The organism is Arsenophonus apicola, from assembly GCF_020268605.1.
In the GTDB taxonomy this organism is placed as follows: Bacteria; Pseudomonadota; Gammaproteobacteria; order Enterobacterales; family Enterobacteriaceae; genus Arsenophonus; species Arsenophonus apicola.
In genome coordinates this window covers 3,247,086-3,260,615 of record NZ_CP084222.1, presented here as the reverse complement: position 1 = coordinate 3,260,615, position 13,530 = coordinate 3,247,086, and the positions used below count along the sequence as shown (strand labels likewise).

The 13,530-nt window shown below is 35.1% G+C and carries 12 protein-coding genes and 2 pseudogenes; 2 read left to right on the top strand and 12 right to left on the bottom strand.

Annotated elements, in window-relative coordinates; all coding sequences use genetic code 11:
* Positions 1–40: 40 nt before the first annotated feature.
* From LDL57_RS15395 to LDL57_RS15360, 8 genes are all read right to left on the bottom strand, one after another.
* Positions 41–1,438, bottom strand: coding sequence for a fimbria/pilus outer membrane usher protein (locus LDL57_RS15395; protein WP_225506647.1), 1,398 nt, complete (start codon positions 1,436–1,438; stop codon positions 41–43).
* 2 nt (positions 1,439–1,440) lie between these two features.
* A complete protein-coding gene (locus LDL57_RS15390; protein ID WP_225506637.1) occupies positions 1,441–1,695 on the bottom strand; it encodes a fimbrial biogenesis chaperone in 255 nt (84 codons plus the stop codon).
* A complete protein-coding gene (locus tag LDL57_RS15385) occupies positions 1,692–2,219 on the bottom strand; it encodes a fimbrial biogenesis chaperone (protein ID WP_225506635.1) in 528 nt (175 codons plus the stop codon). The genes LDL57_RS15390 and LDL57_RS15385 overlap by 4 nt, the downstream gene beginning before the upstream one ends.
* Before the next feature lie 17 nt (positions 2,220–2,236).
* A complete protein-coding gene (locus LDL57_RS15380; protein ID WP_180559072.1) occupies positions 2,237–2,770 on the bottom strand; it encodes a Csu type fimbrial protein in 534 nt (177 codons plus the stop codon).
* A 25-nt stretch (positions 2,771–2,795) separates the two neighbouring features.
* Positions 2,796–3,368: a Csu type fimbrial protein gene (locus LDL57_RS15375; protein ID WP_180559071.1), complete on the bottom strand. Its 573-nt coding sequence runs from the start codon at positions 3,366–3,368 to the stop codon at positions 2,796–2,798.
* A 665-nt stretch (positions 3,369–4,033) separates the two neighbouring features.
* Positions 4,034–5,386: a hypothetical protein gene (locus tag LDL57_RS15370; RefSeq protein WP_225506633.1), complete on the bottom strand. Its 1,353-nt coding sequence runs from the start codon at positions 5,384–5,386 to the stop codon at positions 4,034–4,036.
* Positions 5,387–5,749: 363 nt separating this feature from the next.
* A complete protein-coding gene (locus LDL57_RS15365; RefSeq protein ID WP_225506631.1) occupies positions 5,750–6,976 on the bottom strand; it encodes a hypothetical protein in 1,227 nt (408 codons plus the stop codon).
* Between the two features lie 200 nt (positions 6,977–7,176).
* Positions 7,177–7,722, bottom strand: a complete 546-nt coding sequence (locus tag LDL57_RS15360; protein WP_180559067.1) for a TetR/AcrR family transcriptional regulator — start codon at positions 7,720–7,722, stop codon at positions 7,177–7,179.
* 111 nt (positions 7,723–7,833) lie between these two features.
* Here LDL57_RS15360 and LDL57_RS15355 point away from each other — a divergent pair.
* Together LDL57_RS15355 and LDL57_RS15350 are read left to right on the top strand one after the other, a co-directional pair.
* Positions 7,834–9,328, top strand: a pseudogene (locus LDL57_RS15355) (MFS transporter).
* Positions 9,329–9,482: 154 nt separating this feature from the next.
* Positions 9,483–9,845: a metalloregulator ArsR/SmtB family transcription factor gene (locus LDL57_RS15350; RefSeq protein WP_180559066.1), complete on the top strand. Its 363-nt coding sequence runs from the start codon at positions 9,483–9,485 to the stop codon at positions 9,843–9,845.
* Positions 9,846–9,922: 77 nt separating this feature from the next.
* On the opposite strand, the pseudogene blaOXA reads toward LDL57_RS15350, so the two are convergent.
* The 4 genes and pseudogenes from blaOXA to LDL57_RS15330 all read right to left on the bottom strand — a co-directional run bounded on the left by blaOXA (position 9,923) and on the right by LDL57_RS15330 (position 13,085).
* A pseudogene (gene blaOXA / locus LDL57_RS15345) lies at positions 9,923–10,759 on the bottom strand (class D beta-lactamase).
* Between the two features lie 231 nt (positions 10,760–10,990).
* Positions 10,991–11,731: a hypothetical protein gene (locus LDL57_RS15340; protein ID WP_180559063.1), complete on the bottom strand. Its 741-nt coding sequence runs from the start codon at positions 11,729–11,731 to the stop codon at positions 10,991–10,993.
* Between the two features lie 176 nt (positions 11,732–11,907).
* Positions 11,908–12,171 carry a hypothetical protein gene (locus tag LDL57_RS15335; RefSeq protein ID WP_180559062.1) on the bottom strand — a complete coding sequence of 88 codons (264 nt, stop codon included), beginning with the start codon at positions 12,169–12,171 and terminating at the stop codon, positions 11,908–11,910.
* 284 nt (positions 12,172–12,455) lie between these two features.
* Entirely contained in the window at positions 12,456–13,085 is a 630-nt protein-coding gene (locus LDL57_RS15330) for a bifunctional 4-hydroxy-2-oxoglutarate aldolase/2-dehydro-3-deoxy-phosphogluconate aldolase (protein WP_180559061.1), read from the bottom strand.
* Between the last annotated feature and the right edge of the window lie 445 nt (positions 13,086–13,530).

Below are 13,530 nucleotides of genomic sequence, written 5' to 3'. Positions count from 1 at the left end.
CAACACTACCAAATTGATCTAGCGATAATGAGGCGGAATATTATGAACTACGTCGGCTTAAGCTGAAAAGGGGTTGGTTGTCGCTGAGATTGTTTGGTTGATCATAGAGTGCCAAATTACCAAACTTGCTATCGCGTAGGGTATGTTGGGTGGCTAGGTTTAAACGAGACTGGATATATTGGTAACCCCAGTTGATCTGATCACCACGCTGGCCTCGCATCTGGCTGAATGTATAAGCGCCATTAAGCACACCAAAGTTACCCAGTTTGACTAAGCCACCCAAGCCACCTAAGGCCAGGGAAGAGGCCGCTTCAGCATGTGACTCTAGTGTCAGCCAATCAGTGGCGCCATAACGGTAAGAACCACTAGCAGCTAGTGGGCCGTAGGAGAAGTTTTTAATGCCATAGTCGCGGCGTAGTGCGCCGATAGAAAAGGCGCCATCGGACAGACCCGGTTTGAGTAAGCTACTGGTCACATAAAATGGTAAGGTAGTGGAAACTTGTCGTCCAAGGGCATCGGTGGTAACCAGTACTGCTTCACCCGAGCCATTAATATAGGGAATATCGGTGATAGTAAAAGGGCCGGGTTGTAGCTGGTGATTACTGGATCGATAGCCATTGATAAATAGATCCACGGCAGTCGGTACCGCCGCTTTACCGGCAAAGGTCGGTAATGGATAGGTAATAATATCTGGCCGGATAGAGAAGTCACGAGACAGTGACAAGCCGCCCATGCGGACACTACTATTCCAGCTTAAAGCATTACTAATCAGGTCACCAACCGTCCAGCTTAAGATATGGTTTTCATTCTCATTGCTATAACTGGTGTCGTAACGGGTAAAACCCTGATTATTGTTATCGCTACCGGCAATTTGCTGTTTAAATACCCCGGTGCTGGATAAAGTCCCTGCCGTACTAAATAAACGCAGTTCATTCCAGACCGAAAGTTGGGTGTGATTATGCTGAGTTCGATTAGCGTAGATATCATAATTAAATAGTGCTCCCTGGCTACTCAGTCCCTGATAGCGACGCGGGGCATTGCCAATATTGAGATCCTGTTGCGGTAACCAACTATCTGGCACTTGTAATAACAGGCGTTGTTGAGCACTGTCATATTTGACTTCTACCTCGGACATGGCACTGACATCCAGTTGTGACTGTGTTAACCGAGATGCTGGCAACCCCGCTTTTTGTAAATCAGCGGCAGATAGCCAAAAATGGCCATTGCGTTCATTAACCACCGCAATGATGCCAGTGGCATACTGATTAACCACTAACTCCAATCTATATTGTAAGTTTTGTGGTTTAATTTTGCCGCTTGGTGGTGGCGGCAATTCCGTCCAGCTATTATTCGCTGCTATCGATATTAGCGGCAAAGATAACGTGAACAGTAAGCTAAATCCGCTGGTTAATTTAGCTGGCAGGTGAACGGTTTTCATCTTTACTGGTTTAATCCAGCGCTAGATGCTTGCCATAATTGTTTATCAGTATTAATTTGTGCTGTTAATTGTTGTGGCTGGTTAACGCCTGCCGGTAACGGCCAAATATAGCTTGAGCCGGCTAACACATAACCAAACAGGCTATTGGCCAACACAATACGTTTTTTGCCTTGTTGCACAGCAACTTTACTCAATCGGGCATGGATCGGGCCTTGATTGATGATTTTCAGCGCCGGCTTGCAATTTAATCGGGTCAACTGCCAACTAGGTATTTTTGATCTAGTTGAATTGGATTGCCTGAATTACGTATATAGTTAACGCCTTCACCATAAACAAACAGAGGAAGGGAAAAGCGCATTTGCATGTTGAGCCCAAATTTCGGCAAGGCTAAGTTTTCGGCGGTTAGAATTTCATCGGCCAACAGGCGGTAGGCAACTTCTTTACCAGCTGGTACTGGTGCTTGTTTTATCAGACGGATCAGCTGTTTTTGGCCCGGCTCAATGCGCATAAAAGGCGGACTGGCGACAACTACTTGCTGATTGCTGTAGCGATCTTTGCCATCGACCTGCTGCCAGCTAATCACTCTGATCTGCATGGTGGTGGGCTCGGAGCCCTTATTTTCGATCCAGAATTCAGTGGCATTATCCTTAGCGGTTAATACCGGATCCATCGGCCAAAGCATTACATGGTTAGCCGATTTTGCCGTTGGCAAGAACATTATTAAGGTCAAAAACAAGAATGTGGAAAATCTGTATAATATTGGTTGCGAAACATTGATCATATAGTCTTCCTCCCTGATCACCAGGATAATGTTACCGTTAATACGTCAGTGTAGGTTCCGGATGGGTTATTAGCGCCATTCATTTGCAGCACGCCATAGATGGGTATAATAATATTATTGCTATTGCTGTAACTGACGGAGACATTCTGATTGAGTCCAATTGAAATGGTGTGGGCACTATCCGCATAAAGTAGGTAAGGTAGCAGCGTGCTAAAACCGCTCTGTTTGACATTACGAGTCGTGGTGTAGTTATTGCCACCGTCAATACTCATGCTAAGTACGGTACCGGGGGTACAGGCTAAAGTTAACGAGGTATTGGGGGTTAAACTGGCATTAAAATTACCATTCGCATTACTGGGATGGCTGCCAAAATCAAGGGTACCAAACAGGGTACCGCCGGATACCACACAGCCATTGGCAATGGTGGCGGCAACCTGAAAGGATTGGCTGGTAAGGGCATAACTTGGCAGTGCACTAAAAATAACTAACAACACAAAAAAATAGATTAAATTATTATCAAATAATAGCCATACAACGTTGTTGCCAGACATATTTCATCCTGAAAAATAATATCAATTAATAAGTTATGGTAATATTAAGTACGTCAGTATAGGTTCCTGCTGTGATACCCGTATTTGTACCATTGCCAACAATTTGACCATATAACGTATAGGTCTCCGTGCCAGGTGTTGGCGTTGAAGCAGGGGGAATAGTGGCACCATTGGTAAGGGCGGTGCCCGGCGTAGGCGACGGGTTAGTTGCATAAACACTATAGTAAACGCCGTCGTTAGTAACTGATGAATTAGCAAAACGTTGTGGGGTACCAGGAGTACCAACGACGGTACCTGAAGGGGCTGTGTTTACACTATTCGTTAGAACGGCAGAAGGAGTATCATTGGCCGGGCACTGTACGGTAAATGATGAGCTGGCACCATTAGCAAGTTGGGTTGTCAGTGTAGTAAAAGTAGTCGGTTGAGTACCAAAATTGAGGTTACCCAAGGGAACGCCAGTAGTATTATTCGAGCCATTAACAATGCAGGCATTAGTTAGTACTAGGGTAACATTTACCGTCCCAGTGGTGGTGGCTGCCAGAGCCGAATGAGAGGCTAACAAACAGCCTATAACCGTGATCAAACGTATACCTTTCATTATGGCTCCTTATCTGATAGCGAACATAGCTGTTTAATTTTTGCTAAAGCAATTATTGCTATTCATGACTGACAGTAATTACTGCTTATGACAATAAAAAGTTATAACAATAAAGAATAATTTTATTACCATGATTTTTTATTTGAGTATTGAGTAGAAAGTCAAAAATTGCCGATAAAATAAATGATTTTTTTGCTAATTAATTTTTTTGTCATAAGAAATTATTTTTATTTAGTAAATTGAAGTTATTATCTTATTCTGCTAACAAATAGTTGTTAATTAATATATCGTGCATTTTTTCTTAAATGAAGGTTGGCATATTAAACTGATATTTATTTCTAATTTATTGATTCAAAGTTTATTTTTAAATCCGTCTCCAATCATATTGAATTAGTTAGTTTGGCTGTAAATAGTTCATTTCACGAGACTAGACAGGGTGGTTTTATATTTATGGAAAGGCATTAAATTAACAGAATAGTTACAGTAGTCATAGTAAACTAAATATATATTCGAGTTTTCGTCTCTCTCTTTTTTGTTTATTATAACGGCCGTATTTTCATTTTATCGCTATTTAATCAGTGAGAATAATTTTAGCCCCAGCTGTTTTGCTAAGCTGGGGTGAATGCCGTAATCAATCACTGTAAGATCTGATTTGAACTGATAAATTATTTAACTGATGTGAGGTTATATTGCTTCTTGTTAGTTTTATAATCCTTAGCAAGTAAACCTTCATATTCATATATAGATTCAGCATCAGATCCATATCCTGAATCAGTTCGAGTCGTGTTGAGGTCGCTAGGCGATTGTTCAAACAAGGATTTATCAGCCATTATTTCATCAAAATCTGATGCTAAATCATCAGATTGTAATCCTAAATCACCAAACTCAACTTTTGGCTTATTAAACTCAAATTCTGCATCATCAAACTGTAATTCTGGCTCATCAAACTCAAATGCTGAGTTATCAGCATTTAACTCTAAATTATAAAACTTGACACCCGCAGCTTTATTATTAAGAAAATAGTTTATAGCAGCTGAATTTAAATCATCATCAATATATTCACCCGGTTGATTTAATGGTAGCGCCCATAATTCAGCAAGTGTCTTATCACCAATTTTAATCGCACTAAGTTTTTCATTAACAATCGCGCGTTCTTGTTCGCTTAGGTAAGTACTATCCTGTGTTATCACATCATAAACATCCGCTTTGGTTTGTTGCAAAATATCGATAAAGAGAGGATCACTTATGCTGGTATATTGATTGAAAAACATCTCTCGCAGATTATCGTACTGTTTGTTAGCTAATGTATTTTTTAAAAAATTGTTCTCTAATTCGCCAGTGCGGATAGAAAATATCAGTTGTTTATCATTTTTAAATGCAGCGATCAGTTCATTAGGTTTGTTGCTATTTTTAATGCCAAGATAATTATCTTTACTATAAGCACTGTCGTCTAATTTTTCTCGCAAACTATTTTGTTCTTTTTCACTGCCAGCTGTATATCTAATTGTGAAGTTTAATAGTTGCTTGATATCGGGATTTTCCGCCGAGAGAGCTTCTTCTAATTTCATACTAATATTTTTAACATGAAAATTAGCTAATTGATCTCTTTCATCAATACTCTTGGTTTTTTCAAACACTTTATCGCAGTTATATAAGGTAAAATCGCCAACTTTTAATTGATATCCCCAGTCTTCATTGGCATCTTTCGGGGTAATTTCTAATTTAAACTGATTATGATATTTAGGCAGTGCCATTTTTCTCAGTTCGATAAATTTTTCCAACCGATTTGATTCCGGATTAGAAACAGCGCTATTCTTTACATCTTGAATAGTTTCAAACAGTTGTTCTATTTTTTGACGTTTGACGCCTCCTTTAAACCAATCGATTATCGAGTCAATAAAATCGGATACGTTATTTATTTTGGTTGCTTCATTTAAGCTATTAGCTCCCAAAATCTGATGAAACTTTTTATCACTAATGGTTAGTGGTGTTGTTGTCGAAGGGAAACTTATTGCCATAATATCCTCAAAAAGTCAGTGAAACCTTAGTTTTGGTTATCTAATACAATCAGCAAAATATAGGAATAAAAACGATTAACCTATTCAAAATGGTAAAAATAAATCAAAATTTTCATATTCAATCAGTTGGTTAATTATTATTATTGATTATATTTATTGTTTTTTTTAATTAAATTAATATATTTTGCTTGTAACTTTTAAATTAAAAATATTTTTTGCTATCTTTACCGTCTGTCAATATAAAATATATTTTTTAGTAAAATAGAAATAAGTTTTTAACTATATTTCTTTGTTCGCTTTTATTAGTTAGATTATTGTCCTTGATTAAGAGCATCATTTATTACTATTAGACTTTTATTTAAATTATTCATTAAATGGGTTTAAGGCCTCATTATAATTTTGATTTTTGGTAACTGAAGGCGTAAATGTATTAACGGTGCTGGATGTTTGTAAGTTATTTTTTCTACTAGCCATTAATTTTTTTGATGATTCTTTTTTATCTTCAACAAGTTGCACTATTTCTGTAACGCCAGGATTGATATTTTCTAAAAATGCCACTTTCTCTTTTTGATTGAGATTTTGTGTGAGGGTACTAATTTTACATGTTGGGCAAAGGGATTTTATTATATTTTCAATACACACACTATTAGCCGGTATAGTTTCTAATTTAGTTATTAATTTTTCATAAAATTCTTTTATTAATTCATTTTTTTCTTCACGACTATAAATTTTGGCTTTAGATGTTAAATTTAATTTAACATATCTTATATTGGTATCGTGATAAATATTTCTATCATCACCACTTGCTGGACTTAATAAGAAAACTTGCTTAGAAGGTGAGACAATGCCTAATATTAAATGTTTTTTATTAGTTAAATTATTTTTTTTATCAATAAAAGCTAAGCTAGTATATCCTTCTTTATAAGTTTCTCTTAATTTAGCACCGATACTTTTGGGATTATATATTATTGGTTCATTAGGATTATTTATTTTTAAGATAACTTCCTTATGTTTTTTATTGTTTATATTATCATCTATTTTTTGTTTTATATGTCTGGCAATAGTTAAAAGAGATTCATCTTTATAGGTATAATCATGTTCATGTTGCAGAATATCACTAACTAAAAGATTTTTTATTTCCTCAAAGGTCTTATTAACATAACATTTACTTTCATTATATTTACCCATATGAAGAATAATGGCTTTTTTATATTCGATAACCGTTTCGTATCTATTTTCGTTATTAGAAAATCTTTGTGTTAATTTTAACCTTTCGCCTTTAGGTAAAGAAATTAATATTACTTTTTCTTCAGATTGCTGGTTTTCAATACTATTGAGAGAAGATAGTAAGTTTTTAGTTATGGTAATACATTCTGATCTCACTTTTTCTTTTCTATGATCTTCAATTAAATTTATTACAATATGACTAATTCCTAATGTTATTATGGATAATAATAATTTTCCTTTATCACTAAATTTGACATAATTTTCAGGAGCATTAATAATATTATTTATAATGCTAGGATTATTATTATTTATAAGTTTTATTTCAGTATTTAATTCAGTAGATAAAGCGCGATCAATAATCATAATTGTCACCTACAGTTATATGACTATAGGATATTAACAATATTTATTATCAGAGATCAATAAAATATATATAATAATTAAATATATAGACAAATTAACTATATTTTTGGAATATTTAGAGATATGTTTGAATAAACAATATGATCGTCAAAATATATCTATAAATATTCGCTATTTTTATAGTATTAAAATTTTATTTTTCATATTCTCGGCGATAAAAACATTTCGATATCGGTAAAAATTTCATCCCACTCTTGCTGGTCGATATCCATAAATCCAAATGCACGTAAAATAAACGCTCCCTCTGTGGCGAAAAAAATAAGCCGAGCACGTCTTCCTGCATCTGTTGAAGTATTTAACTTAGCAATACGTTCACGATACCACTCACGGGTACTATTAAGATATTCTGGTGTTTGCAATAATGCCGCCATTAAACCTGCGCCTTTACTATTAGACGTTTGTTCAAAATGGTATGTTGCTTTCATGTGCGCTATTACTCGATTTTCGGCTGAGCTGTCCTGTGCAATCTGTTTAAAAAATATTTCATCGTAAGCTTTTTCCCAACGGTCGAACATTGCATCAATCAAGGCTTCTTTATTGCCGAAACAATACTGAACCCCTCCTTTAGAAATTCCCATTGCTTTTGCCACCGCATCGATAGTCAGCGCCGTAACACCCTGTTGATGGACAATATTTTCGGCTACATCTAATACTTTATCTCTGTCTATACTTCTTTGGCGTCCCATTGAACAAAACCTCTTTTAAAATACATACGTATGGATTAATATCGTAATCTTAACTTTAACATTATGCTAGATAAACATACTACATAATTTTTTCTAAATAGAGATTTTTTTATGGTTAATACTCATGATAGTCGAAGGTGGATTGCGCTCCTTTTAATTTCAAGTGCCCTGTTCTTAATTGTCATTGATATGACAGTGCTTTATACAGTATTGCCTACTTTAACCCATGAACTGCATGCCAATGCGTCTGAAAAATTGTGGATTATCAATGCTTATCCGCTGGTGGTTGCCGGATTATTACCCGCCGCCGGTATGCTAAGTGATCGCATTGGTCATAAAAAAATGCTGATCACTGGTTTACCTCTTTTTGCCTTAGCTTCACTTTGTGCGGCATTTTCGCCTAATCCAGAAATTTTGATTGCTGCGAGAGTCTTTTTAGCTGTGGGTGCTGCAATGATGATGCCAGCAACCTTATCAATTGTTCGCCATATTTTTACTGAGCCTCAGGAACGTTCGCTAGCGATTGGTATTTGGTCAGCGGTTGCTGCCGGTGGCGCTGCGATCGGCCCTTTAGTGGGCGGTTTATTACTGGAATATTTTTGGTGGGGATCCGTATTTTTAATCAATGTGCCTGTCGTTATGCTGGTACTGCCTTTTTCAGTGAGTTTGATCCCAAGTTGTGGTGGAACAAACAAGCGTGCTATTGATTTTTTAGGCTCAGTATTAATCTTAGTCGGTTTAGTTGGACTGATTTATGCGTTAAAAGAGTTAAGTAAACCTTCTTTTTCTTTAGTTGAGTTTTGCACTGCTGCCTTTGTTGGTGTCATCTTTATGCTATTTTTTGTCTTGCGCCAGCGCAAACAATCTCAACCGATGCTTGATTTTTCTTTATTTAGTAATCGTTTATTTTCAGCAGGAGTAATTATTGCTGTTATTACTATGAGTGTAATCGTAGGTATTGAATTAGTTTTGAGTCAACGCTTACAGTTAGTACTTGGAGTCACGCCTTTACAAGCGGCACTTTGTATCCTTCCCATTCCGATTGGTTCCGTACTTGCATCTCCATTAGCTGGTTTACTGTTGCCTCGTTTTGGCGAGAGATTAACGACAGTGGTGGGTTTTATATTAACGCTAATTGGGGTAATGGGGATGGTATTGTTTTATCAGAGCCATCTTACTTTGCTGTTGATTAATTTATTCATGATTGGTATTGGCATGGGAATGGTATTTACTACAGCTTCTACCACAATTATGCTCAATGCGCCTGATGAAAAGTCAGGTATGGCCGCTTCTATTGAAGACGTTGCTTATGAATTGGGTAGTGTTAGGCGTTACAATACTGGGTGGAATGATGACGGCGATTTATAGTAGTAAGCTTTTTGTCCCTGAGCAAGTCACTATTGATGCACGTGTTTATGACAGTATTGATGAAGCGCTAAGCGTGGCATCAACGTTGGATAAAGAGCAAGCTCAAGTATTGATAATGGAAGCGAGCAAAGCCTTTGACACTTCTTTTGTTATGGTTCTTATTACGATTGTTTGCATATTGTTAGTTAGCATTGTGATTTTACAACGTATGTTGCGCCCTTTAATTCAAAAATCATGATGATGAGATGAATTTCTGTGCTGTTTTAGATCTGGCAATAAGTTTCTATGATTTTTTTATACAGCCAGTTGTTGGTGTTGTTTTATCTCAAAAAAAGTGAATTGATCCTAATGTTCTATTACTGAAATTATAACTGGTTAGAGGTAAATTGGAGATGGAGTTAGAGGCATTGCAGTTTTTTAAAAATTTGTCTGATGAAACAAGGTTTAGGATCCTAGTACTTCTCAGGGAAATGGGGGAGCTATGTGTTTATCATCTTTGTAATGCACTTGAGCAACCTCAAACTAAAATATCTCGTCATTTAGCAATGTTAAAAAAGGGTGGATTGCTCCAACATCGTAAAGAAGGTAAATGGGTTTTTTATCGAATTTCTTGCCAGACTTCTCCGTGGATTATGCAAATTATTGAGATTGTATGGTCAAATCAACACCAACTTATTGATTTAATGTCCAATAAATTGATGCTAGATGAGTTGCCTGTAAGGAGTATTAATTCCCCGTTGCAGAATATAATTTAATAGCGAGTAATGAGAGCAACTTTTTATTTGGCTATTTGTTACTAATCAGAATAATTTAGTATTCTGATTAGTCATTTTTAAATAATTTTTAATTTTGCTAAACACTGTAAAGTTAGTAATTCACGTTTTAACACGGTTTTATCATCTGAAATTGCGATATTTAGAGCAAAAGTTTTTATTTTGCCGTCCGCGTTTTCCACCCATCCGACATACCAGCCAGTACGCTTTCCATTGATATTCGCTAAGCCGCTTTTAGCGTAAATTTTAATATTGGCAGTCTGTTTAATAAGTAGCATACTAGCAACTTCATTTTGAATGGTTTTATCAATCGGTAATTGTTTGGTGGCTAATTTGTAAATAAATTTTGCCTGTTCTGCTGGACTAATTTTTAATGGGCCATCTAGCCAAAATTTGGTAACATCATTACCTATTTTGCTATTACCATAGTGCAAACGATAAAGTTATTTTTTCATTATCGCTAGACCAGTGCGTTTAGCGATTTCTTGATAGATAGGAACAACGGATAATTTCATTGCTTCTTGCATATTCATATCTTTATTCCAGCTACTAAGATATCTGGGCTGGCCGTCCCATTTAAAAATTTCGTTAACAGTCACTTTTTGATTTTTTAAAGCAATTAAGGCATTAACAATTTTAAATGTTGATGCGGGAACATATTCTGTTGTTGCACGTTTTGTGTCGTTGCCATAATTAGTAATTGAGTTACCATCATAAATGGTTAATACACCCCGTATCTGTTGTTGCTGAAAGATTTTTTTTATTTCGCTAACAACCTGACTTTCGGCAGTTTTTTCCAGCGGCTGGGTGATGTTTTTATCATCATTAGAAATGATATTTGCCTGAGTTGCAATTGGTAAAAATAGTAGAAAAATAACAATTAACTTTTTATTCATATTTGTATTCTTTAAATAATTTATACGGCAGACATTATCATACTTTTGTCAGGGTTAGTATTAAACATAGGACTTAGTTTTATTTATTGTTAACAGCGTTGCTTTTTACTATTTGATCATTACCACTCAAGTATTAAATAAAAGTAAAGAAAAAATTAACTAGGTTGCTAAAACCGATAACATCGAACAACTATAGAAATGCTTGTCAATCACTGATGATCATACTGAAAATTAGTCGTAGTCAGGTATTGTTGTTAATGCAGCTAAAGGCCCATTGAATTTTTGATTAACAAAAAATAAGAACATGGCGATTGAATCAGCATTATTAAGTATTGTCTCTGCTTTAAGATAGGTACAGCGACTATTAAATACAGTAAAAATAGTATTTTCATAGTCAGGGCCATTAACAAGAAAGTCATTTTTTCTGTAATTGATCGTTTGCATTTTAGTAAGAACATCGATTTTGCCTGCAAAAGAATCAAAGCCGACCGCTCCAATTTTAGAGGGCGGTGGAACGCTTGCAATATACCAAAAATCTTTAGTTTTTAGCGAAATATGTGATAATTCGTGAATAAAATTCCATGCGATAGCATTGGAATATTCATGTACAGCTGAATTGGTCATAAAGATACAGAATTCTGGATCGTTCTCATAGATCCACGCCACTTTTTGATTATCTTTTTTGTTCTCTTTAACACTGATTATCTTATCCGGTGAATAACAATTAACGAATGCTGAAAATTTTTTGATATATATTTTGACCAAATTAATAATAGATTTATCGGTAGCAGGATCAGGATAATTTATATCTCTAAAGTAGCTAACAATTTCTTGTTGAATGGCTTGGTTCTCTAGTGCCGATAGTTTATTGCTAAATAGATGGTTAACAAAGTTAACGCCTTCTTTTACTTTTAAAAATGCTAATTCTAATTTTTGACCAAACATCGGATCTGAAATTTTAATATTATTCAAACCAATCGCTTCTATACTTTCATCGATTAGATCTATTTTTTTTAAGTGCGCAAATAGTTGTTGCGTTTTTTTTTTCTTGCTGTCGTATCTCTTGCTTAATTTGGGGTTCGGCTATTTTAATTAGATTTTCTGTTGTTGAACGGTCAATTTGTGTAACGTTCTCGCTTGGTATTAGTTTACTGGATGTTCGTTGTAATTTTTTTTATGATGACGGGAATGGCCGGTTTTTCTGCAATTAATTTAGCTTTACCTAGAATTATTGTTTTATCTGCCAACGCTAAATTGCTAGCCGTATTAGATACTGATTGAACATTCTGTAGAAAAGATCCTTTTCTATTAATATCTTTAATGTTGTCTTCTTTTTTATAATAACAATGGACATCCATGTTAGATGAAGGATTATTTTTTGTACTAGTGACAGTATTATAGGATGATAGCATAAGTTATTTTTTACAAATTTATAGAAATATTTATTTTTAAATAAAACCGGCTGTTAAGTTAAATAATCTGTTGTAAATTATTTAGTTAATATCGTTAGATTATCAAAATTTAACACTAATTTTTAGCTGATTGTTTAAGTGATTTTTGATTGACAAATTATGATTGTATATTGTTGAATCTAAAAATGATTAAATTGAAGCCGATAAAAATTGACCGTGTTGAGAGGAGGAATAAATTGGAAAATAAGGCCAGTTGTTGACCTTATTATAGTGGAAAATAAATATTACTTAACTAATTTAACCGCTTCACGGGTAAGTTGGCCAATGGTAGCCCAATCTTTAGCTTTTATTAATTTATTATCCACCATCCAAGATCCTCCACAAGCCACAACTTGTGGCAAAGCAAGATAATGGCGAATATTTTCTGGACTGATCCCGCCAGTTGGCATAATTTCTAATTGCGGATAAGGTGCAAGTAGTGCTTTGAGCATAGATAACCCACCAGAAGGCTCTGCCGGGAAGAATTTGACAAGGTTAATACCAAGTTGGATGGCTTGCTCAATTTGAGTGGGGTTATTTATACCAGGAATAATGGGTATGTCTAATTCATGGCATGCTTTTACCGTATCTGGGTTTAAACCGGGTGAAACGATAAAATCAGCACCGACAGCTTCAGCTTGTCTAATTTGCTCGCGGTTGATAATGGTGCCTGCACCAATCAAAATTTTGTTCGGTATCGCTTCTTTGAGCAGTTTGATCGCATCGGCTGCTGCTGGCGTACGGAACGTGATTTCTGCAACTGGTAATCCGTTCTTAACTAATGTCTTGCCTAAAGGAACAATATCCTGTGCTCGTTCAATGGTAATAACCGGAATGATTTTAAATTGCCGTAATTTATCTATCAGTGTGAGCATAATCAATTTTCCTTTAGTCTTGAAATTGGCGAGTAATACTTTTTGTTACTGAAGTGGAATGATAGCACTTTTATGTTAAAGAACGATATTTGCTAGTAACTGAATAATTAGCTTACCTTTTATACCGTTTTTAACCATTTCCATTGGCTAGATGGGGTAATTATTCAACAAGATTAATAGTTGCTTACAATAATCGTGATAATTAAATAATATATTAATTCATTTTTATTATTAATCACTCTGTTTATATCTTTTAGATGTAATTAATGGCTGAAAAATTACTTTAATGCATTATTTATTACTAATGCTAATGGTTGTTTTTTTATATAAAATAAAAATGCTAAATAGTTTTATAAAAATTCATTGGCAAATTAGTATAACAATTTATTATTGCTGAATATTTTTGGCTAATAAACTTTAGTTATTTGAATAAATATTTTTATAC

Coding starts and splice junctions, on each gene's coding strand:
- LDL57_RS15395 (WP_225506647.1), bottom strand. CDS start 1,438: ATGAAAACCGTTCACCTGCCAGCTAAATTAACCAGCGGATTTAGCTTA.
- LDL57_RS15385 (WP_225506635.1), bottom strand. CDS start 2,219: ATGATCAATGTTTCGCAACCAATATTATACAGATTTTCCACATTCTTG.
- LDL57_RS15380 (WP_180559072.1), bottom strand. CDS start 2,770: ATGTCTGGCAACAACGTTGTATGGCTATTATTTGATAATAATTTAATC.
- LDL57_RS15375 (WP_180559071.1), bottom strand. CDS start 3,368: ATGAAAGGTATACGTTTGATCACGGTTATAGGCTGTTTGTTAGCCTCT.
- LDL57_RS15370 (WP_225506633.1), bottom strand. CDS start 5,386: ATGGCAATAAGTTTCCCTTCGACAACAACACCACTAACCATTAGTGAT.
- LDL57_RS15365 (WP_225506631.1), bottom strand. CDS start 6,976: ATGATTATTGATCGCGCTTTATCTACTGAATTAAATACTGAAATAAAA.
- LDL57_RS15360 (WP_180559067.1), bottom strand. CDS start 7,722: ATGGGACGCCAAAGAAGTATAGACAGAGATAAAGTATTAGATGTAGCC.
- LDL57_RS15350 (WP_180559066.1), top strand. CDS start 9,483: ATGGAGTTAGAGGCATTGCAGTTTTTTAAAAATTTGTCTGATGAAACA.
- LDL57_RS15335 (WP_180559062.1), bottom strand. CDS start 12,171: ATGCTATCATCCTATAATACTGTCACTAGTACAAAAAATAATCCTTCA.
- LDL57_RS15330 (WP_180559061.1), bottom strand. CDS start 13,085: ATGCTCACACTGATAGATAAATTACGGCAATTTAAAATCATTCCGGTT.